The organism is Hymenobacter sp. YC55 (genome assembly GCF_029433095.1).
Lineage (GTDB): Bacteria > Bacteroidota > Bacteroidia > Cytophagales > Hymenobacteraceae > Hymenobacter.
In genome coordinates this window covers 388,286-408,648 of sequence record NZ_JARNTX010000001.1, presented here as the reverse complement: position 1 = coordinate 408,648, position 20,363 = coordinate 388,286, and the positions used below count along the sequence as shown (strand labels likewise).

19 protein-coding genes are annotated in these 20,363 nt (G+C 56.1%); 10 read left to right on the top strand and 9 right to left on the bottom strand.

Translation table 11 applies throughout. From position 1 onward, the window contains the following. Positions 1-44 precede the first annotated feature (44 nt). On the top strand, positions 45-608 hold the full coding sequence (gene pth, locus P1X16_RS01805) for an aminoacyl-tRNA hydrolase (RefSeq protein WP_277225836.1): 564 nt from the start codon (positions 45-47) through the stop codon (positions 606-608). Positions 609-652: 44 nt separating this feature from the next. Next, positions 653-1,084, top strand: a complete 432-nt coding sequence (locus P1X16_RS01800; RefSeq protein WP_277225834.1) for a hypothetical protein — start codon at positions 653-655, stop codon at positions 1,082-1,084. A gap of 93 nt (positions 1,085-1,177) precedes the next feature. On the opposite strand, the gene metG is transcribed toward P1X16_RS01800, so the two are convergent. Then, a complete protein-coding gene (gene metG / locus P1X16_RS01795) occupies positions 1,178-3,223 on the bottom strand; it encodes a methionine--tRNA ligase (RefSeq protein WP_277225833.1) in 2,046 nt (681 codons plus the stop codon). Positions 3,224-3,443: 220 nt separating this feature from the next. On the opposite strand from metG, the gene P1X16_RS01790 reads away from it, so the two are divergent. Next, positions 3,444-4,064: a hypothetical protein gene (locus tag P1X16_RS01790; RefSeq protein WP_277225831.1), complete on the top strand. Its 621-nt coding sequence runs from the start codon at positions 3,444-3,446 to the stop codon at positions 4,062-4,064. Positions 4,065-4,180: 116 nt separating this feature from the next. Here the strand turns inward: P1X16_RS01790 and P1X16_RS01785 are convergent, their stop codons facing one another. The 3 genes from P1X16_RS01785 to msrB form a co-directional block, all read right to left on the bottom strand. After that, complete coding sequence (locus tag P1X16_RS01785; RefSeq protein WP_277225829.1) at positions 4,181-4,531, bottom strand: hypothetical protein; 351 nt, start codon at positions 4,529-4,531, stop codon at positions 4,181-4,183. Between the two features lie 134 nt (positions 4,532-4,665). Further along, positions 4,666-5,460, bottom strand: coding sequence for a DUF3050 domain-containing protein (locus tag P1X16_RS01780; protein WP_277225827.1), 795 nt, complete (start codon positions 5,458-5,460; stop codon positions 4,666-4,668). 116 nt (positions 5,461-5,576) lie between these two features. Continuing rightward, positions 5,577-6,146, bottom strand: coding sequence for a peptide-methionine (R)-S-oxide reductase MsrB (gene msrB, locus P1X16_RS01775; RefSeq protein WP_277225825.1), 570 nt, complete (start codon positions 6,144-6,146; stop codon positions 5,577-5,579). 187 nt (positions 6,147-6,333) lie between these two features. On the opposite strand from msrB, the gene typA reads away from it, so the two are divergent. Beyond that, positions 6,334-8,142 (top strand): translational GTPase TypA, encoded by a 1,809-nt coding sequence (typA, locus tag P1X16_RS01770; protein ID WP_277225824.1) that lies wholly within the window; start codon positions 6,334-6,336, stop codon positions 8,140-8,142. 154 nt (positions 8,143-8,296) lie between these two features. After that, positions 8,297-9,043: a DUF2071 domain-containing protein gene (locus tag P1X16_RS01765; protein WP_277225823.1), complete on the top strand. Its 747-nt coding sequence runs from the start codon at positions 8,297-8,299 to the stop codon at positions 9,041-9,043. A gap of 7 nt (positions 9,044-9,050) precedes the next feature. On the opposite strand, the gene P1X16_RS01760 is transcribed toward P1X16_RS01765, so the two are convergent. The 4 genes from P1X16_RS01760 to P1X16_RS01745 form a co-directional block, all read right to left on the bottom strand. Beyond that, the gene (locus tag P1X16_RS01760) at positions 9,051-10,079 is read right to left on the bottom strand and encodes a cytochrome d ubiquinol oxidase subunit II (RefSeq protein ID WP_346771227.1); all 1,029 of its coding nucleotides are present in this window, start codon (positions 10,077-10,079) and stop codon (positions 9,051-9,053) included. Positions 10,080-10,120: 41 nt separating this feature from the next. Next, complete coding sequence (locus tag P1X16_RS01755; RefSeq protein WP_277225821.1) at positions 10,121-11,449, bottom strand: cytochrome ubiquinol oxidase subunit I; 1,329 nt, start codon at positions 11,447-11,449, stop codon at positions 10,121-10,123. A gap of 127 nt (positions 11,450-11,576) precedes the next feature. Next, on the bottom strand, positions 11,577-12,557 hold the full coding sequence (locus P1X16_RS01750) for a hypothetical protein (protein ID WP_277225819.1): 981 nt from the start codon (positions 12,555-12,557) through the stop codon (positions 11,577-11,579). 63 nt (positions 12,558-12,620) lie between these two features. Next, positions 12,621-12,902 (bottom strand): acylphosphatase, encoded by a 282-nt coding sequence (locus P1X16_RS01745; RefSeq protein ID WP_277225817.1) that lies wholly within the window; start codon positions 12,900-12,902, stop codon positions 12,621-12,623. 189 nt (positions 12,903-13,091) lie between these two features. On the opposite strand from P1X16_RS01745, the gene P1X16_RS01740 reads away from it, so the two are divergent. Further along, positions 13,092-15,287, top strand: a complete 2,196-nt coding sequence (locus P1X16_RS01740) for a TonB-dependent receptor (RefSeq protein WP_277225815.1) — start codon at positions 13,092-13,094, stop codon at positions 15,285-15,287. Positions 15,288-15,308: 21 nt separating this feature from the next. Here the strand turns inward: P1X16_RS01740 and P1X16_RS01735 are convergent, their stop codons facing one another. Then, positions 15,309-16,121: an RNA methyltransferase gene (locus tag P1X16_RS01735; RefSeq protein WP_277225813.1), complete on the bottom strand. Its 813-nt coding sequence runs from the start codon at positions 16,119-16,121 to the stop codon at positions 15,309-15,311. Positions 16,122-16,403: 282 nt separating this feature from the next. On the opposite strand from P1X16_RS01735, the gene P1X16_RS01730 reads away from it, so the two are divergent. The 4 genes from P1X16_RS01730 (at position 16,404) to P1X16_RS01715 (ending at position 20,363) form a co-directional block, all read left to right on the top strand. Continuing rightward, a complete protein-coding gene (locus P1X16_RS01730) occupies positions 16,404-17,903 on the top strand; it encodes an ATP-binding protein (RefSeq protein WP_277225811.1) in 1,500 nt (499 codons plus the stop codon). A gap of 83 nt (positions 17,904-17,986) precedes the next feature. Continuing rightward, positions 17,987-18,397 carry a response regulator gene (locus P1X16_RS01725; protein WP_277225809.1) on the top strand — a complete coding sequence of 137 codons (411 nt, stop codon included), beginning with the start codon at positions 17,987-17,989 and terminating at the stop codon, positions 18,395-18,397. 90 nt (positions 18,398-18,487) lie between these two features. Continuing rightward, positions 18,488-19,426 carry a hypothetical protein gene (locus P1X16_RS01720; RefSeq protein WP_277225807.1) on the top strand — a complete coding sequence of 313 codons (939 nt, stop codon included), beginning with the start codon at positions 18,488-18,490 and terminating at the stop codon, positions 19,424-19,426. A gap of 430 nt (positions 19,427-19,856) precedes the next feature. Then, positions 19,857-20,363: a ferritin-like domain-containing protein gene (locus tag P1X16_RS01715; RefSeq protein WP_277225806.1), complete on the top strand. Its 507-nt coding sequence runs from the start codon at positions 19,857-19,859 to the stop codon at positions 20,361-20,363.

Genomic DNA, 20,363 nt, shown 5'->3' with positions numbered 1-20,363 from the left:
ATAAGACCTGTGTAATCCGACCAATCTGTTCAATTCGTGCTTCTATGAAATACTTGGTTCTCGCCCTCGGCAACATCGGGCCGGAATATGCTGACACCCGCCACAATATCGGGTTTATGGTGGCTGACTATCTGGCAACGAAACACGAGGCGCGCTTCGAGTTAGGACGCCACGCCTTCACAACGGAAATCAAGCACAAAGGCAAAACCTTCGTGCTCGTGAAGCCGACCACCTATATGAATCTGAGCGGTAAAGCAGCGGCGCACTACCTCTCCAGCCTCAAGCTCGAAAAAGAAAGTATGGTGGTAGTGACCGACGATTTGGCCCTCCCCTACGGGAAGCTACGGCTGAAGGGCAAAGGCTCGGCGGGCGGCCACAATGGCTTGAAGAGCATCCAGGAAAGCATTGGCAGTGACGAGTATGCCCGGCTCCGCTTCGGCGTGGACGCCAACTTTCCGAAAGGCCGCCAGGTGGACTACGTGCTTAACCCGTTTACGCCCGATGAGCGAATTGATTTGCCTACCCATATCGAGAAGGCAGCCGAGGCACTACTGGCCTTTGGTACACTTGGGCTGGAACGCGCTATGAACGTAGTGAATACGAAATAGTTAAATGTGTATATTAGTCGAGGCAATTAACTCGTTCCTCAACTATGAAAACTAAGCTATTGCGTTGCTTTGTGGTTGTATTGGGTGTTGTGCTGCTCTCAGCAGTTGCGGCGACGGCACAGTCGGCAGCTACGGCGACCGTAGTGGTGTACCGCCCCAATAAGCTTTTCAGCTGGAACGTTAATTACGATTTCTTCAATGACACGCGCGAACTGTGCCGATTGGGGAAGGGACGCTACATGATTACCACGGTACCAGCTGGCATGGTTACACTTCGTTCGCATATCAGCGGCTTCTTTGTGTGGCCTCTAAAAACCGATAGTGTCCTGCGGTTTGCGGCGAAAGCCGGCGAAACCTACTTCGTACAAACCGACATCATGGGCTACAACATGGGCCTAGCGCCAGCAGACTATGCCAGAACGCACCTGCAGCGCATCACCAAGTCCGATGACTGCGCCAACTGCAAGGGTATATAGACTCCCAGCTCACCCGCAAACCGACATACAGCAAAAGGCCCGCTCCTAATAAGTAGGAGCGGGCCTTTTGCTTTTACCGAAAACGGTAGCGCCTTACGCAATACTACTGCCGGGCACGACGGCGTGGCCGGGCTGCATCAGCGCCAATGAACCATCGGCGTTTTCGGCCATCAGCAGCATGCCTTGGCTTTGAATGCCTTTGATTTCGCGGGGCGCGAGGTTGAGTAGCACCTGTACTTGCTGGCCTATCAATGCTTCGGGAATGAAGTGCTCGGCGATACCGCTCACAATGGTACGCGGCTCAGCAAGGCCCAAGTCAACAGTGAGTTTGAGCAGCTTTTTGGTTTTCGCCACCTTTTCGGCGGCTACGATGGTGCCCACGCGCAAATCCATGCGCTGGAACTCCTCGAAGCTGATGTCTTCTTTGGCGGGCGCGGCTACGGCGTTGGCTAACTCGTTGGCCTTTTTGGTATCCAGCAGCTTTTGCACCTGCGTATCCACCGTAGCATCCTCGATTTTGTCGAAGAGCAGGGCAGCTTCCTTGATTTGGTGACCAGCCGCCAGGGCATCGGGGCGGCCAGCTTGCTGCCAAGCGCCTTTCTCTACGTTCAACATGTCGCCTAGTCTGGCGGCAGAAGTAGGCAGGAACGGTTCGAGCAGGGTTACTAAGCTAGCGGCCAACTGCAAGGCAACGTGTAGTACAGTACCAGTACGCGCCTCATCGGTTTTGATGAGCTTCCAAGGCTCGGTGTCGGCCAAGTACTTGTTGCCGAGTCGGGTCAGGTTCATCAACTCGTTCAGCGCGTCGCGGAAACGGTAGTTGTCAATCAACTCGCCAATACGGGCCGGAAACTCGGCGAGCTGCGCAAACACCTCTTCGTCCTGCGTGGTGAGCGAGCCACGAGTTGGAACCTGGCCTTGGAAAAACTTATGAGTTAGCACCACAGCACGGTTTACGAAGTTGCCGAGGTTGGCTACCAGCTCGTTGTTGTTGCGGGCTTGGAAATCCTTCCAGGTGAAGTCGTTGTCCTTGGTTTCGGGGGCGTTGGCGCAGAGCACGTAGCGCAGCACATCGGCTTTGCCGGGGAAATCTTGCAGGTACTCATGCAGCCACACGGCCCAGTTGCGGGAAGTGCTGATTTTGTCGCCTTCCAGATTCAGGAACTCGTTGGCTGGTACGTTATCGGGCAGGATATAGTCTCCGTGGGCCTTGAGCATCGCGGGAAAGATGATGCAGTGGAACACGATGTTGTCTTTGCCAATGAAGTGCACCAGCTTGGTACCCGCGTCTTTCCAATAGGTTTCCCAGGTGTCGGGCAGCAGGTCTTTGGTAGCTGAGATGTAGCCAATCGGTGCATCAAACCACACGTAGAGCACCTTGCCTTCAGCGCCAGCTACGGGCACGGGTACGCCCCAGTCTAGGTCGCGCGTAACAGCGCGCGGGTGCAGGCCCTGGTCAATCCATGACTTGCACTGCCCGTACACGTTGGTTTTCCAGTCCTGCTTGTGGCCTTCCACAATCCACTCGCGCAACCAAGGTTCGTACTGGTCGAGGGGCAGGTACCAGTGCTTGGTATCGCGCAGTACGGGCTGGTTGCCCGAGAGCATAGAATGCGGGTTGATTAGCTCAGTGGGGCTGAGCGAGGAGCCGCACCGCTCGCACTGGTCGCCGTAGGCGTTTTCATTGCCGCAGTTGGGGCAGGTACCTACAATGTAGCGGTCGGCCAAGAACTGCTCGGCTTTCTCGTCGTAGTACTGCTGCGAAACCTGCTCGATGAATTTGTTTTCCTCGTAAAGTTTCTTGAAAAAGCCGCTGGCTACTTCACTGTGCGTGCGGGAAGAAGTGCGGGAGTAGATATCAAACGAAACCCCGAACTCCTGGAACGAGTCCCGGATGATGGCGTGGTATTTATCGACTACTTGCTGCGGCGTCACGCCTTCTTTTTGGGCCCGAATAGTAATCGGTACACCGTGCTCATCGGAGCCGCAAATGAACTTCACGTCGCGGCCCGCAGCGCGCAGGTAACGGACATAAATATCAGCTGGTAAGTACACGCCCGCTAAGTGGCCGATGTGCACCGGACCGTTGGCATAAGGCAGCGCCGCCGTGACGGTATAGCGTTGAGGATCAGATTGCATTCGAGAAAAGGAAATAAACTGGAGGAGAACCGAGAGGTGGAGAAAGAAAAATCGGAGCTAGCGTGCGCGGCTACAATTACCGACCTAATGAGTTGACAGAGAACAGGAAGGAATGTAGCTACAACAAAAGCTGGACGTAATTTCTTCTATATTTGGGCAGCTCAACTGTTGTTGCTCCTGCGTGTTCCGCTGAAAAACCCTCATCCACACTTCCTCTCCGATGAAAAAGTCTGAACAAGAACAGCCTGAGAAAAAGGCTAAGAAAGATTCCACCAAAAAAACTCCGGAAGAAAAAGCGCAGCGCAAAGCAGAAAAAGCTGCTCGTGCCACGGAGACTATTTCAGATTCCAGTGCGGATAAGAAGACCAATCAGAAGAAAACGTTGAAGCTAGCAGCCAAGCAACTGCAAAAAGAGCTAGACCAGCGCATGGACGAAGTGGTAAAGCGCATTCGCAAAGAAACGAAAGACAAATTGAAAGAGGTGGTGAAAGATGCCATGCAGCGCCTCGATGTTGATACAACCCGCTTGTTCGAGCAGGCCTTGCACACCATCGTACGCCACCAGGACGCCAATACTTCCGCCGCCTCCGACAGCATTTCTACGGAGCCAGCGGCAATTGCCACTAAAACAAATTCGAGTTCCAAGCCCAAAACCGCCAGCAGCAAAGCACAGCCTGCTCCTACTACGCCAAAAGCTACGCCCGCTGCTCGGCCAGCCATCAAGGCGGCTGCTAAGCCTACTACTCCACGCCGCAGCCGGCCTGCAACTCCCGCTGCTCCCAAGGCAACCACTACAGCCGAAGTAGCAAACACCAGCCCTATTGCGGTAGACGGTCAATAACGTTCAACACACAACTACAAACGGCCCGCTGCTTCCTGTGTAGGAGCAGCGGGCCGTTTTGCATGAAGCCCATTCGTATACATTTTGCTATAACCACATTCTGTAAACGTGTAAGCTTACGGGCGCCGTATGGTGTCAACTATGCCACCGTTGAGCCGGCGCAGGCGAGTTTCGTTGGTAGTCGTATTGGGGTCGTTGGTGTTTAGGCTTTCGGGGCGTTTGCGCGAGTTGATACCGCTGGCTTGCTCGCCCAAACGGACGCGGCCGGGCGTAGCGTCGGGCACGGAGCCACCGTAGCCAGCACCGCTGTTATAGGCGGCTTGCCGCTCGGCATCCGTCGTGATTTGGTTGGGTAGAGTCGGTCGGTCTACCTCGGCAGCGCTTTCCGAGGTAAAGCAGGCCGTAGTCAAGCCGCTGGAACTTATCAACAGCGCAGCAATAAAAAGGCGCGAGTCAAGCTTTTTCATGAGACAAAAAATAAGGCCGCGCCAGAGAGGACGCGGCCTTGCTATCAACGCACTAAGTGGTGGGCAGGTTGAAGCTCTAACGGATAATTAGCTCTACTATTTTCACCTCAACACTGGCGCTCAGAAAGCATCCCTTATCGAGTTACCGGCTGCGACAAAACCGCCCGAATTCCGTCCCAAAGTTCCACTCGGGCTTGCATGCAGTTGGCGGCTACTTCTTGGCATTCCTGCCACCGTTTGGCATCGGTGCCGCACAGTTCGCGCACCATCTGCTGGGCCAGAGGCGTATGTACTTCCTCATCGAGTTGAATGTGCCGGTCGAGGTAGTAGGTGAAGGTGTCGAGTTGGCTTGGAAACCGCTCGCGCAAGTCCCGAACGAGGTGGCGGAACATATCAGGAATTACGTCTTCGCGGCCGAAGGTGAAGGCCGCCGCAATGGCGTGGGTGTCACCGGAATCAATAACCTTGAAAGTAGCCAACACGAAACGCTTCACCGATTGGGGCGCACCTGCTATTTCCAGCGCTTTCTCCATCGACTCGCCCACGGCTAGCGCCCCTAGCATCCGGTGCATGGGAGCTGTATCGGCGCCGCACTCTTCCATCGAACGCAAATACATTTCGAAGTGGCTAGCCGGTTGCCCCTGCTGGTCGACATCGGTTTCTTCTTCCAACACGATTTCGTTGATGAGGCGGCGCGTGGCGGGGTTACCGCGCGGCACCCATGGCACAGTGGTGCAGGTAAGGTCGCGCTGTAAGGCTTTCAGCAGCGACATAAAATCCCATACCGCAAACACGTGGTGCTGCATGAATACCTGCAAATCTTCCAGCGAATGTAACGCGTGGTACACATCGTGTGCCACCAGTTGCGCGCGGGCCGGCGCTAGTTGTTGCTGCAGATGAAGGATAGGATCTTGAACTTGGGTTGGCATATGTAAACAAGGGAAAAAGCTGATGGCAGAATGAATTCCGCCTCAACAACAAACGAAGCGGCCCATTGGCTTGGATTGCCAATGGGCCGCTACAAAATTACAGGCTGTTGAGCTCTTTACTTGGCTTTTTCGAACACCATACCGTCGGAATCCATGCAGTAGCGCTGGCCAGTGGGCTTGGGGCCGTCATTGAAGACGTGGCCGAGGTGCCCACCGCACTTGGCGCACACCAGTTCGTCGCGGCTCATGCCGTAGCTGTTGTCGGCAGTTACTTTCAAGCTGTTTTCGGTGGCCGGAGCCCAGAAGCTTGGCCAGCCCGTACCCGATTCGAACTTGGTTTCGGAAGAGAACAGCAGGTTATGGTCGGCGGCGCAGTAGTAGTTGCCTTTTTCGTGGTTGTCGGCGTATTTATTGACGAAAGGCCGCTCGGTGCCTTGCTGGCGCAGAATAAAGTACTGCGCAGGCGTGAGCTGCTTTTTCCACTCCGCATCGGTTTTGCGCACCGGAAACTCGTCGGGTTTGCCCGTTACAACCTTGGGGCTAGGATACTTGGAACTTACTGCCTTCACGGCAACTGCAGGAGTTTGATTGGCGGCGTTGGTGCCGGGGCCACCGTTTTTTTTCTGCGAACAAGCCGAGTTCAGGGTCAGGGCTGACACGAGCAGAAACAGAAGGGAAGAGCGCATGTGCTGAAGCAGATAAGAGTTGTAGTGGGCCGGGCGGTAGTGTCCGGCTTCCAAGGGAACATACGCGGGCAGCTATACGTTCGGTTCGCGGGCATCGGCGCCGTTTCTGTCTCAGTAAGTTAACTTTTTGATTGGACGGGCTTTTGCCATCGAAATTACTTACCTTTGCACCCGGAAAACCCATTGTATGCAGAACATCCGGAATATCGCAATCATTGCGCACGTTGACCACGGCAAGACGACGCTCGTGGACAAGATCATCCATGCCTCGAAGCTTTTCGACGACCACCAGCAGTTCGACGACCTAATCCTCGACAACAACGACCTGGAGCGTGAGCGGGGCATCACCATCGTTTCGAAGAACGTTTCGGTTCGCTATAAAGACGTAAAAATCAACATTATCGACACTCCTGGTCACGCCGACTTCGGCGGGGAAGTGGAGCGCGTATTGAAGATGGCCGACGGCGTATTGCTGCTCGTCGATGCCTTCGAAGGTGCCATGCCCCAGACGCGCTTCGTACTGGGTAAGGCCATCGACTTGGGGTTGAAGCCCATTGTGGTTGTCAACAAAGTTGATAAAGAAAACTGCCGCCCTGATGAGGTGCACGAGCAAGTGTTCGACCTCATGTTCAACCTTGGTGCTACCGAAGACCAGCTGGACTTCGTGACGCTCTACGGTTCGAGCAAGCAAGGTTGGATGAGCACCGACTGGAAAGTAAAGACCGACAGCATCATCCCGCTTCTAGATGCTGTAGTGGCTTCTATCCCGGCTGCTCCTACCTTGGAAGGCACGCCCCAGATGCAGGTTACCTCGCTCGACTACTCGTCGTTTGTGGGCCGTATCGCCATTGGCCGTGTACACCGTGGCACGCTACGCGAAGGCTCCAACATGAGCTTGGTAAAGCGTGATGGCACCATCAAGAAAGTAAAAATCAAAGAACTGCAGGTTTTTGAAGGCCTCGGCAAAAACAAGGTTTCGGAGGTTAGCTCCGGCGAAATCTGCGCCGTAACGGGTATCGAAGGCTTCGAAATCGGTGATACGCTGGCGGATGCTGAAAACCCTGAAGGGTTGGCTACCATCAGCATCGACGAGCCGACGATGAACATGCTGTTCACCATCAACAACTCACCGTTCTTTGGTAAGGAAGGTAAGTTCGTGACCTCACGTCACCTGCGTGACCGTCTGTTCAAAGAGACCGAGAAAAACTTGGCGCTGCGCGTAAAGGAAACCGATAAGGAAGACACGTTCTTGGTGTACGGCCGCGGTATTCTTCACTTGTCGGTACTCATCGAGACCATGCGTCGCGAAGGGTTCGAGTTGCAGGTTGGTCAGCCTCAGGTTCTGTTCAAAGAAGACGAAAACGGCAACCGCCTGGAGCCAGTGGAGCACTTGGTAGTAGACGTACCCGAGGAAACTGCCGGTAAGGTGATTGAATTGGTGACGATGCGCAAAGGCGAGCTAACCATCATGGAGCCAAAAGGCGACTTGCAGCATTTGGAGTTCAACATTCCAGCTCGTGGCTTGATCGGTCTGCGTAATAACGTGCTGACAGCTACTGCTGGTGAGGCCATCATGAACCACCGCTTCTCGGCCTACGAGCCCTACAAAGGCGTAATTCCCGGTCGTATTTCTGGTTCGCTGATTTCGATGGATACGGGTGCTGGCACGGCCTACACCATCGACAAGATGCAGGACCGCGGCGAGTTCTTCGTTGATCCAGGCGAGGAAGTATACGCTGGCCAGGTTATCGGTGAGCACACCCGCCCCAACGACTTGACTATCAACATCCAGAAAGGCAAGAAGCTCACCAACATGCGCGCTTCGGGCTCGGATGAAAACGTGAAGATCGTGCCCAAGCGTCAGTTCTCGTTGGAAGAAGCTATGGAATACATCCAGAAGGATGAGTACCTAGAAGTAACGCCAAAGTCGGTGCGGATGCGTAAGATCCTACTTGACGAAAATGAGCGTCTGCGTTACGCCAAGAAAGTAGACTAGTTTCTAGTTCTTTAGTTTGGAAAGGGGGACAGCCGATGGCTGTCCCCCTTTTTTGCTTTATACATAAAAGGACGATTTACCCCTTCGTGTGTTGTAGCAGCACCTATCTTCTCACTGAGCAGGTCCAGTACTCATTTCTGCTTTACATCCACACATGACCACTAATTCTTCTATCCCTACCCGTCCTCGATTTTCTTTGATGCGGCAGCGGTGGAGTGAGTTGCTATTTGCCCATTGGCCAGTGGAGCCGGAGTTGTTGCGGTCGTATTTGCCGGAGCGGCTGGAGCTAGACTTATTCGAGGGGCAGGCGTGGTTAGGCGTGGTACCTTTTACTATGAGTGGCATCCGGCCGCTTGGCTTACCTGCCGTGCCGGGCCTTAACCATTTGCACGAGTTGAATGTACGCACCTATGCCCGCCTGAATGGCGTGCCGGGCGTGTGGTTTCTATCTCTTGATGCTACTAACCCATTAGGGGTATGGGCGGCCCGGACGATGTTTCACCTCCCCTACTTGCACGCCCGCATCAGCCTTCGGGAAACAGACGGTGCTTTTCGGGCCGTGGCAAAACGCACTCACCCGGGCGCGGCGCCAGCCACCTTCGCCGCTACCTGGACGCCAGGCAAGTTGTTGCCACCGGCGCAGTCAGGTACCCTAGCGCACTTTCTGACCGAACGGTATTTTCTGTACACGGCGGGGCCTAATCTGCTACAAGATATACAGGGCCCCAACCTGTGGCGTGGCCAACTCTACCATGAGCCTTGGACACTGCGGGAAGCCACACTAAGTGAGTGGGAATCGACACTGGTAGAAGCGCATGGCCTGCCAACTCCTATTGGGGAGCCTTTGCTTTATGCAGCAGAGCCTCTGGAAGTGTGGGTGAAGGAGCTACGGCGGGTATAAGGCAAGATTAATGCACTGCCTCGGCTACCTCTTCGGCATCTCGCTGGAAGCTGTAGTAGAGGTAGTACAGGGCGGGCAGAATAAAAAGGCTACCGATCAGCAGGGCCCAGCCCAGCGCATTTATGGTGGCAAGAGGCGCTTGGCTGTTGAGCAGTGAAAGGTTAGCGCCATTTTGCACCACAATAAAATCCGGGAAATGCCAGTAGCCAATGGCCAGCAGAATCATGGTTACTTGGAAACCGGCCAAGAGGCGCGGCAAAATCGTCCAGCCTTGATTGACAGCATAGGCTAGCACTCCAAGCGAAATGGTTGCTAATACCACGGCCGTAGTGCCTATCACATTGCCGAAAATCCACTGCCAAAGCGGAACTCCATCTATATGGGCAGCCAGAAACACCAGTCCGCCTGCCGCAAAGGCAATAAGCGTCATGGTGCGCGTCTTGCGGATAAAGTACCGCTTATCAACCTCCGTATGGGCCTCCCCTATGCTGTAGACGCTGGCTAGGTAGCCGCACAAAGCCACCGTGAAAACGCCGACGGCCACCGCAAACCAATGCAACCAGCTATAGACGTAAGCAGATAAAAAATCCGTTGTTTCAAAATTGATGTTTCCAGCTAGAACGCTAGCCGCAATAACACCCAAGAAAAACGGCGTAATGGCGCTAGATAGTGCAAAAATGCGGTTGTAAAGCCGCTGCATCTGGTCCTTCACGGCATCATAATGCCGAAACACGAAGGCCGTGCCCCGGGCTATAATGCCCATGAGCATAACCAGTAGCGGGATGTGCAAGTAGACCGACATCACGCTGTAGATGCGCGGAAAACCCACGAATAGTATCACGACGGCAATGATGAGCCACATGTGGTTGGCCTCCCAAATCGGCCCAATGGCATGGGACATAGTTTGGCGGGCGGCACTGCGGTTTTTGCTGCGCGTAAACAGCTCCATGATGCCCGCCCCAAAGTCGGCGCCGCCTAGCAGCAGGTACAGCAAAATAGACAGGCACAGGTAGGTAATGACGACGTATTGCATCATAAAGCAAAGGCATTAAAACGTCAGGGAAAGGAGCAGTACAGCTAGGCTGCGACGAGTTGCGCAGGCCGGTCGTAGAGTTCGGGCACCATTTTTATCTGGCGGTAGAGCAGGAAAATCACCACCAAGCTCAACGACACGTACACGGCCGAGAACAGGTAGAACGAGTAGGCAATGCCGGGCATCGGCGTCACGGCGTCGGCGGTGCGCATCACCCCGTTGATGATCCAAGGCTGGCGGCCGACTTCGGTTACGGTCCAGCCGGCTTCCACGGCAATAAAGCCGGCGGGCGTAGCAGCCACAAAGAGCTTTAGGAGCCACTCGCTGCGCAGCCATTGCTTTTTGCGCCAAATCGCCAGAAAGTAGATTCCGGACAGTGCCACCATGCCCATACCAAGTCCAACCATAAGCTGAAACGCCAAGTGCGGCACCAGCACGGGCGGTTGGTCGGCCACCGGAATCTTATCGAGGCCGGTGACTTCCTGCTCGAAGTTGCCGTGCGCCAAGAAGCTCAGCATACCCGGTATTTTAACAGCGTAATCCACTTTTTTGCCTTTCTCATCGGGCAAGCCGCCTAGTACCAACGAGGCGCGTTTCTCGGTGTGAAAGTGAGCCTCCATAGCGGCCAGCTTGGCTGGTTGGCGGCGGGCTACATCTTTGGCCGAAAAGTCACCACTCAGGGGTTGAAGCACGGCCGCTACGGCTGCAAACAAAGCCGCAATCCGGAAAGCGCGGGTATGGAACTGCACGTTGCGGCGCTTCAAAATCATGAGGGCGTGCACGCCGGCTACCGCAAAGCCGGTGGCCGCAAACGCCGCCAACGACATATGAATGGCCTGCGACAGCCACGCATCGTTGAACATAGCGCGCATCGGGTCAATGTTTGTGTACTGCCCGTTCACGTAATCGAACCCGGCGGGGCTGTTCATCCAGGCATTGGCGGCTACCACCAGAATACCGGAGGCCAAGCCGCTTAAACCCACGACCACGCCCGTAAACCAATGAAACCACGGGTGAAACCGGCCCCAACCATACAGGAAAAAGCCGAGCGCAATAGCTTCAATAAAGAACGCCGTGCCTTCCAAGGAAAACGGCATCCCGAAAATTGGGCCGGCGTGCTCCATGAACTTCGGCCAAAGCAACCCTAACTCAAACGACAGCACAGTACCCGAAACGGCCCCGGTAGCAAAGAAAATAGCTACTCCTTTGCTCCAGGCTTTGGTTAGGTTTTTATAGTTGGGGTCGCCGCTGCGAAGCCATTGGAAGTGCGAAACCGCCATGAAAAACGGCATCACCATCCCGATACACGAAAAGATGATGTGGAAGCCCAGGGATAACGCCATTTGCGACCGGGCAGCAATGAAATCGTCCATCGTACGGAGTATTTAGCGCGTGAACCGCCGCCTCGTGGGCGGTGGCAACAGCCGACGCCTGCCTTCAGGCACGGCCTACTCTTACAACACCCCGAAGGTACTATCCAATCCCCGCACGGGCACATTATTAATTGCCAAATCCTGTGGCGCCCAGCTCTCGGCGCAGCACGGAGTCGGCGCGGGTGTGGCGCTGCCAGTAGTCGGATTTTAGCGTGGTGGTGCGGATGGCGCGGGTGGTTAGGGGCTTGGCGCTGCCGTAGGTCTGGTTACCGAAATGCATCTGCCCATTGTAGGTGTCTTCCCAGCCGGCAATCAGATAAGGAAACGCTTGCTCGAACACAATGGTGAGGGTGCGCTTAGTATCGGGATACGTGAGCGTGTAGGCTTGCAGCGCGGCCCCAGCTTGGGCCGGCTTGAATACGGCACCACGGTAAGGCACCAGCTCGGCGCTGGCTGTTTCCACGCGCAGGGGCTGGTGGCGCAGCCGGGAAGCTACGGTGCCCGGAACGATGTGCAGTTGACCCAAAGGCAAAGTCTTAGGATCGAGGCGAAGGCGGGTCCACAGCTCGTCTTCCAGCACCACAACTTCCAGCGAATCCATCTGGTCGGCTTCCTGCTGGAAGTAGGAATGGGCTTCGAGCTGGTATTGGTTGCGGCGAAGATTAAGTTGGGTGTACGTCTGCCCGCACCAGTCCTGCACGGAGGTGGCTACTTTGAAGGTGTGCGGAAACTGATTGGCTGCTACGGGGGTGAACACCGAGGTGTTGATAGAGTAGTCGTAGATGCCGGTGGTGAAGCGGCGCATCTGGTTCATCTTCAGCACCGACGTGGCTGTTTCGTTGGTTTTTCCGCCTTCCATTTTCACTTGCTTGGTGGGCAGGAAGTCTTCGGTGACAAACACGAGCACCGCCTCGCCGGGGTGAATGTCGTCGTAGCGGTTTTGCTGGAGTTGGTAGCGGCTTAGTTCGGCCTGGCCAGCATACCAGTAGCGCGAAAACTCCGCCGGCACCGGCGTGGCGGCCGGAACTACTGTTTTTGCCTTCTCAGAGCCAGATGAACAAGCCAGCAACAGTAAAGAGCAGGCGGCGCAAATCGTGAGTTGATGCATGAATGGCATAAGCAACCAGATGAAACTCGGTTAAGATAGCCGCTGCGGTTGTAACCCCAACTCCTAACGCCGCACCTCGAACGTCTGGTAGCCCTGCACCTCCCCCGTTTCCACTTCCACCTTATCTACCTGCGCGGTATCGGGGCCTTGGTGGCACCATGCTTCTAACTTGTCTAGTGCTTCAACAGGACCTTCGGCTTCGATGGTGACGGTGCCGTCGGGATTGTTGCGGGCGTAGCCGGTGAGGCCAAGGCGCTGCGCTTCGGTGCGCGTACTTTGGCGAAAGAAAACACCCTGGACGCGGCCGTGGACGTGCAAGGTGCGGTGCTCGGAAAGAGAAGTCATAAGCGCGATAGTCAGCTGGTGGCTAATTAGAAGCAGATGTACGTGCGCGAAGCTATACCGTGTACGTGAAAAGCTTCTGCTCCACCACCCATGCATGTTCTGCGCGGGCTTCACGCAACGCGGTTGAGCGGCAGCTTACAGCTTCTTCAGCGTTTCTTCAGAAAGGCCCCTGTACTTAGCTGGCTGCTTATGAAAGTACTACAACTTCTCCTGCTTTTCCTGCTGTTAGTGTTGGGGCCGACAGCCTGGGCCCAACACACCATTCGGGTAGTAGTGCGCGATTCCACAACCCGTGAGTTGTTGCCTGGCGTGAGTGCCGCTGTGCTTGGTACTACCCTGGGCGCAGCTACCGACAATAAAGGCCAAGTATCGCTCGACAACGTGCCGGGCCCGGCAGCCGACGTAGTGGTTAGCTATTTGGGGTATCGGCCTAAAAACGTGCATGTAGCGCTGCCCCAAACCGGTGGGCCACTTCTGGTGCTATTGGGTACTGCAACCAACGCCCTAGATGAGGTAGTGGTAACCAGTACGCGCACCAATTCTCGCATCGAAGACCTGCCTACGCGGGTTGAGGTGCTGGGCGAAGAGGAATTACAGGAGGAAAATGCCATCAAGCCCGGCAATATTGCCTCCTTGCTCGGCGACATTGCGGGCACCCAAATTCAACCCACCCAGCCCACTACCGGCAACGCCGACCTGCGTATTCAGGGCCTGCAAGGGCGCTACTCGCAGATTCTGCGCGACGGGCTGCCGCTGTTTGGCGGCTACGCGGGCTCGTTCGGTATTTTGCAGGTGCCCCCGCTGGATTTGCGACAGATCGAGCTAATTAAGGGTTCGTCGAGCACGTTGTATGGCGGCGGGGCCATTGCGGGCTTGGTGAACCTGGTTTCCAAGCAGCCGAAGCTAGGCAGCCCGGAGCGAAGCATCACGCTCAACCAAAGCACCCTGCGCGAGTCCAACCTCAACGGATTTGCCTCGGGCCGCAACCAGAAACTGGGCTACACGCTCTTTGTGGGCGGCACGCGGCAGCAGGACGTCGACGTGAACAACGACGGCTTTACCGACGTGCCCCGCCTGCGCAACTTCACCGTACACCCGCGCCTGTTTGTGTATCCGAATGCGCACGGCCAACTGGCCCTCGGCTACACCGGCACCGTGGAAGACCGCCGCGGCGGCGACCAGCAGGTGGTGCGCCAAGACGCTGATGCCCTACATCAATACTTCGTGATTAACAAAATGCAGCGCCACACCGCCGACGCGGTGTACACCCAAGACAGCGTGGCCGGGGGCACGCTTACCGGCAAAGGCACGCTCAGCAGCTTCGACCGGCGCGTAAGCAACAACACCGTGGATTTTCGGGCCCGGCAACTATCGTACTATTCGGAGGTGAGCTACTTGCACCGGCTGGGCCAGCAGCATACCGCCGTAGTAGGGCTCAATTTCAATGGCGAGCAGCTTCGGCCGCAAGCTAGCACGTCGGCGCTGCCGGCCGGGCACTATACGTACGCTACTATTGGAGGCTTCGCGCAGGACGACTGGCAGGTGCTTCCGGCGCTAACTGTACAGGCTGGTCTGCGCCTCGACCATCACAACCAGTACGGCAACTTCCTGCTGCCGCGTCTTGGCTTGCTTTACCGCTTCTCGGAGCAAGTGACGGCCCGCTTGAACGGGGGCCTGGGCTACCGCGTGCCCGTGCCGTACGTAAACGAGCTGGACGAGCGAGATTACCCGCAGGTGCAGCCCCTGGTTGGCTTGCAGGCAGAACGGTCTACCGGTCTGAACGGCGACGTAAACTACCAGCGCACCTTCTCCCCTACATTTACGCTGACCTTAAACCAAGGCTTCTTCTACACCCGCATCCAAGACCCGCTGGTATTGTCGGAGCCCACGGCAGGCAGCGGAGCGGGCCTGTCGCCGCTGTATTGGTTTAATGCGACCCGCCCTGTGGTAAGTGAAGGCACCGAAACGTACGTGCGCCTGCGCGCCCATGCAACGGAGCTCTACTTGGGCTATGTGTTTACGTATGCGCGCCGCCACTACGATGCCGTGAATCCCAACGTAGAGCTGGCAGCCCGCCACAAGCTAGCGGCAGTGGCCACGCAGGATTTTTCGGAACGCTGGGCCGCGGGCATTGAAGCCAGCTACACCGGCCGCCAATACCTTTCCGATGGGCGCCAAACGCCGGGCTACCCCATTGTGGCCGGCTTAGTGCGCTACCACCAAGGACCTTTGATTCTGGTGCTCAACGGCGAAAACCTGTTCGATTACCGCCAGACGCGCCGCGAAGCAGTGGTGCTCGGTTCGCGCCTCAACCCTGACTTTCCTCAGCTTTGGGCACCCGTTGAAGGCCGGGTCATCAACCTATCGGCGACGATCAGGTTTTAGCGGCTAACTGCCGGACTCCCGTTATGCTTCCCGCTGCCGGAGCGCCTCGAACGTGAGAATGGCGGTGGCGGTGCTCACGTTCAGGGAGTCGATGGCGCCGCGCATCGGGATGATGATGGTTTGGTCGCAGGCCTGCATGAGTTCGGGGGTGAGACCGTCGGCTTCGGTGCCCATGACGAGGGCGGTAGGGCCGCGGAAGTCGCAGGTAGTGTAGGGCACGGCCAACTCGGTGAGTGCGGCGGCATAGGTGCGAATGCCGTGTTCTTGGCACCACGCAAGCAGTTCGGTGCGGGTAGTGGCCACGGTAGGCACCGTGAAGCTGCACCCAATGCTGGCCCGAATGGCATTGGGGTTGTAGAGGTCGGTGCGCGGGTCGCAGACGATAACGGCGGTGGCTTGGGCGGCGTCGGCGGTGCGTAGGATGGCGCCGAGGTTGCCAGGTTTCTCCACCGACTCCAGCACCAGCAGCAGCGGCGCAGCGGGCAGCGGCAAGCTAGCCAGCGTGAGGCGCGGCGGCCGCACCAAGGCCAGTACGCCGTCGGACCCTTCGCGGTACGCTACCTTCTCGAACACCGCCTTCGACACCTCGAACCACTCGGTGGGGCCAGCGCCGAGCAATGCCCGCAGCTCTTGCATTCGTGGCTCGCCGGCCAGCTCCCGGCACACAAACAAGGCCGTAACGGCTACGCCGGCGCCGTGCGCAACGGTCAGTTCCCGGTGCCCTTCAATGATAGTCAGCCCCTGCTCGCGTCGTTCCGACGACTTCTGCTGCAAGCGCAGCAAGTTCTTGATGCGCGGATTTTGGGGGCTGGTAATAAGGTCGGGAGCAGACATGGGGGCAATGCAAACAAAGACGCACGGATGGGGCGAAGATACGAGAGGCAGGGCCAGCCGCGTTATAATGCAGCGTTACGGAGTGTTCATACGCGCTACTCAGGCTTGAATTCGCTGTGGGTGAGGCGGTACATTGCGGCTTGAAGTGCTTAGCAGGCGCGGCCCCATGTCGTGCTCCTAAAGACTTCGGAGCGACGGGTTAGTGGCCGAATAACTTGCAGGCTCAACCGTTATTCTTGCTGGCGCGTAAGTGCTGTGACTTTTGTACATGGTTGTTATTCGATGCGCTTAAAGCTCAATACCAAAATTATTCTGGGCTTTAGCCTAGCCCTAACTGTGCTACTACTTACGTCGTTGGGTGCTTATAAAAGCATCGAGCAATTGTCGTTTTACACGCGGCAGGTGCAGCATACCAACCGAGTATTACAATACACCTCCGATTTGCGCATACGGATACGAGACGCGCAAATGTCGGTGCGCGGCTTTCTGCTGATCGGCGACAACAACTACCTGCTGACTTTTCGTGATGGATTCCAATCCGTTCGGGTGGACCTGGATTCGTTGCAGGAACTCACCCGCGACAATCCCGAGCAGCAAAGCCGCCTCGATACGCTTCGGCGACTGGTAGGCCAGGAAAAGTCGTTTCTGCGGCAATGGACTAGTTTGCCCCCCTCGCCCTTGGCGGCGCGCGACTTGGTGATAGCCGACCAGAACAACCTCAACCAGCTCAATGGCATGCTTGTGCGGCTGCGCGCTTCCGAAGAAACCCTCCTGCGCGACCGAATGCAGTACCAGGATTTCTACCAGAACACCACCCCTTTTGCCATCATCATGGCGGCAGTATTGGCCGTGCTGATTGTGCTGTGGCTGTTTCTGAAAATTTCGCGCGAGCTGAAAGCCAACCAGCACCTGCAGGAGGAGCTAACCAGGGTGAACGAGGACACAGCACGCCGCATCGACATTATCGAGGAGTTGGCCGAACGGGTGGTGCAAGGCGACTACACCGTGAAAATCCGCAGCGAAAAGCAGCAGGACAGCCTCGGCAACTTAGCTACCTCGCTCAACCGAATGACGCAAACACTGGAAGAGAACTTTACAACGCTGGAAAACCGCAACAAAGAACTCGACCAGTTTGCCTACGTAGCCGCCCACGACCTGAAAGCACCGTTGCGGGGCGTCACAACGGTATTGAAATGGATTGAAGACGAGCTGGCCAGCGAGATAAGCCAGCAGATGCGCCAATACTTGACCATGATGAAAGGCCGCCTGAACCGGCTGGAAGACCTCATCAATGGGCTGCTGGCGTACGCCCGGGCGGGCCGGGCCAGCCAAGCCGAGGAGCAAGTAAACGTAGATCAGCTGGTGAGCGAAATAGCGGAAATGGTGGTTCCGGCGGGTTTTCAGGTGGTGCGCCCCGATCCGCTGCCCACCTTCCTCACCAACCGCCTTAGCTTGGAGCAGGTGTTCACCAACTTAATCGGCAATGCCGTTAAGTACCACCACAAGCCAACTGGCACCATCACTATTGGCTGCCGCGACATAGGCCGCTGCTACGAGTTCCGGGTACAGGACGACGGCCCCGGCATTGCCCCGGAATACCACGAAAAAATCTTCCTGATTTTCCAGACCCTACGCGACCGTCACACCGCCGAAAGCACCGGCATTGGCTTAAGTATCGTAAAAAAGATCATCGACGAGCAAAAAGGCACTATTCACGTCGAATCGACAGTTGGACAGGGTGCCACGTTTGTCTTCACTTGGCCGAAACAGGTGAAGCAATGAATTTGAGGCTCGACTGGCGCCATTTGCGCCGTTGGAATACCAAATTCACGCTTCGCTAAACTACCATTCTACTACCCCACCGTATGCGTTCAGTACTGCTTGTTGAGGACGATTTCTTCGACACGATGACTGTCAAGAAGTCTTTCGAAAAATTTAATATTCAGCACCAGCTCTACACTGCCTTCAATGGATTGGAAGCGCTGGACTTGCTGCTCGGTACCAACGGCGTAGAACCGATTCAGCCGCTGCCCGAGGTAATTTTGCTGGACCTGAACATGCCCAAGATGAACGGCCACGAGTTTTTGGCTGAAATCCGCAAGCACCCGGAGTTATCAACAATTCCGGTGTTTATAACGACTACCTCGGTGCTGGATGTCGACCGGCTGAATGTGCAGAACCTCGGGGTTAACGGCTACATTCTGAAGCCGCTGGACTTTGAAACCGCAGCCGACATGGTCGATAGTATGAGCTTACTGGAAAAGCTTCTGAAATAGAACAGCGGGGAGGCAAATTGTCCGGGATGCAGGTTTTTGCAAGTCAACCGTTACTTTCATCCTGTTGTACTCTTCCTCGCTTTCTTTGTCATGATGCACCGTTCGGTTTTGGTTTTGCTGAGCAGCTTTTCCTTGTTACAAACTGTTGCTGCGCAGGCCCAGGAAGGCCCACGCCAACTCAACACGCTGCCCACGCCCACTACCCGACCCGCCACGCCTGATACCACTCGCCGCGCAGCCCCACCAACCGCACCGCGCCAACTGGCCTCCCCGCCCGTCGTGCCCGATTCGGTGCGACAGCAACAGCAGCAACGGGCAGCGCTGCCGCCCGGTAATACCACGCGCTTCGCAGTAGGCTTGAAAGACGGCAAAGTCTACCAAGCCTACGACGTTCTCGTCAAGCAGCCGCTGATTGGTCGCTCTTTCTTGTTACTCGACGGGCAGCAACGGTTGGAGCTAGACCAAGTGCGCTACTACGAAGACGAAACCGGCTTTTATGTGCGCACCACCTTGCCCGGCCGCTCGTCGCGCGAAACCACCTTGCGCCGCGACCGGGTAGGCCGGCTTAGCCTATATTCCATCACGAGCACGCAGTATGCCGGCAACGGCTTCGGCAGCCCCTACGGGTACGGCCGCTACGGGGGCTTCGGAGGATTTGGCAGCCCCTACGGCTATGGCGGCCCCGTGTACCGCACCACCAAAACCGAGTACTTCAGCAAAGACAATGGCCCCATCGAGGACCTGAGCCTGCGCAACCTGATGCTGGCCACCGCCGACAACCAGACCTGCACCAACCTGTTGCTCCAAGCTCGCCAATACCAGCGGTATACCACGCTAAGCTATATTGCAGGCGGCGGTTTGATGGTGGCGGGGCTTATTTCAACCTTGAATTCCGATAAGGGCAATGGGTCTGTTATTTCTCCTCTGGTGTATGGCGGCATTCCCTTCCTTATCGTGCCGTTGGTATTGGGTGGCAAAAGCCAGAACAACATGCGGCAAGCCATCAGCATCTACAACCGGGGCCTGTAGCAACGGAGATAGGCACGTGCCCGCAAGCGTTTAATCCGCTTCTTACCAGGAGCAAGCGACTAGCTTCTTCATAGGCTCGGGACGAATGGCAGGCTACCAGTAACGGGCACGGATAGTAATTCAGTTTCTGTGCTTCTCACTGCGCCACCAGCTACTAGAGCCAACAGGCAGCATTCCAGAAATGACTCGTAAAAAGCACGTATTTTCAGGTCCGTATTTTCCGCAAGAATAGCCAGCTTTGTTGAGCTTGCATCTATTTATATGTTATTAATTTACAGGTATTTACTACACGCTCTCAGCTACTAGTAGAGGAGCCGTATAAGTAGTAAATAGCAAGCTGCACAGGAACGCCGGAATAGACGAGGCGTAAGGAATACTCAGTTACTACTTGCTAGTGGCAGCCTACTCCTCTCACTTTACTTTCCTTGCTATGTTCGACAAATTAGAGACCCTCGACGACCTGTTCGAGATGCAACTCAAAGACCTGTACAGCGCCGAAAATCAGTTGGTAAAAGCATTGCCTCTGATGGCAGAAGCCTCGAAAGACGGCCGCTTGCGCCGCGGGTTTGAGCGCCACTTACATGAAACCGAGAAGCAAGTAAGCCGCCTCGAACAGATTGCGAAAGACCTGGGTCTGGACATCACCGGGCACACCTGCAAAGCCATGGAAGGCCTGATTTCCGAAGGCCAGGAAACCATGTCGGAAAATGCTACCCCCGAGGTAATGGATGCCGCCCTGATTGCCTCGTCTCAGCGCATCGAGCATTACGAAATTTCGGGCTACGGCACTGCCGCCCACTTCGCCGAACGGCTGGGCCACACCAAGGCTGCCGATCTGTTGCGCCAAAGCCTGGAAGAAGAGCAGCTCACCGACACCAAGCTCAACGACTTAGCCAAGAACTACATCAACCAAAAGGCTGAGTCTGAGTCCGAGTAA

Bases quoted from the DNA above. Each gene is read 5' to 3' on its own strand.
- pth (WP_277225836.1), top strand. From the start codon at position 45: ATGAAATACTTGGTTCTCGCCCTCGGCAACATCGGGCCGGAATATGCT.
- P1X16_RS01800 (WP_277225834.1), top strand. From the start codon at position 653: ATGAAAACTAAGCTATTGCGTTGCTTTGTGGTTGTATTGGGTGTTGTG.
- metG (WP_277225833.1), bottom strand. From the start codon at position 3,223: ATGCAATCTGATCCTCAACGCTATACCGTCACGGCGGCGCTGCCTTAT.
- P1X16_RS01790 (WP_277225831.1), top strand. From the start codon at position 3,444: ATGAAAAAGTCTGAACAAGAACAGCCTGAGAAAAAGGCTAAGAAAGAT.
- P1X16_RS01785 (WP_277225829.1), bottom strand. From the start codon at position 4,531: ATGAAAAAGCTTGACTCGCGCCTTTTTATTGCTGCGCTGTTGATAAGT.
- P1X16_RS01780 (WP_277225827.1), bottom strand. From the start codon at position 5,460: ATGCCAACCCAAGTTCAAGATCCTATCCTTCATCTGCAGCAACAACTA.
- msrB (WP_277225825.1), bottom strand. From the start codon at position 6,146: ATGCGCTCTTCCCTTCTGTTTCTGCTCGTGTCAGCCCTGACCCTGAAC.
- typA (WP_277225824.1), top strand. From the start codon at position 6,334: ATGCAGAACATCCGGAATATCGCAATCATTGCGCACGTTGACCACGGC.
- P1X16_RS01765 (WP_277225823.1), top strand. From the start codon at position 8,297: ATGACCACTAATTCTTCTATCCCTACCCGTCCTCGATTTTCTTTGATG.
- P1X16_RS01760 (WP_346771227.1), bottom strand. From the start codon at position 10,079: ATGATGCAATACGTCGTCATTACCTACCTGTGCCTGTCTATTTTGCTG.
- P1X16_RS01755 (WP_277225821.1), bottom strand. From the start codon at position 11,449: ATGGACGATTTCATTGCTGCCCGGTCGCAAATGGCGTTATCCCTGGGC.
- P1X16_RS01750 (WP_277225819.1), bottom strand. From the start codon at position 12,557: ATGCATCAACTCACGATTTGCGCCGCCTGCTCTTTACTGTTGCTGGCT.
- P1X16_RS01745 (WP_277225817.1), bottom strand. From the start codon at position 12,902: ATGACTTCTCTTTCCGAGCACCGCACCTTGCACGTCCACGGCCGCGTC.
- P1X16_RS01740 (WP_277225815.1), top strand. From the start codon at position 13,092: ATGAAAGTACTACAACTTCTCCTGCTTTTCCTGCTGTTAGTGTTGGGG.
- P1X16_RS01735 (WP_277225813.1), bottom strand. From the start codon at position 16,121: ATGTCTGCTCCCGACCTTATTACCAGCCCCCAAAATCCGCGCATCAAG.
- P1X16_RS01730 (WP_277225811.1), top strand. From the start codon at position 16,404: ATGCGCTTAAAGCTCAATACCAAAATTATTCTGGGCTTTAGCCTAGCC.
- P1X16_RS01725 (WP_277225809.1), top strand. From the start codon at position 17,987: ATGCGTTCAGTACTGCTTGTTGAGGACGATTTCTTCGACACGATGACT.
- P1X16_RS01720 (WP_277225807.1), top strand. From the start codon at position 18,488: ATGATGCACCGTTCGGTTTTGGTTTTGCTGAGCAGCTTTTCCTTGTTA.
- P1X16_RS01715 (WP_277225806.1), top strand. From the start codon at position 19,857: ATGTTCGACAAATTAGAGACCCTCGACGACCTGTTCGAGATGCAACTC.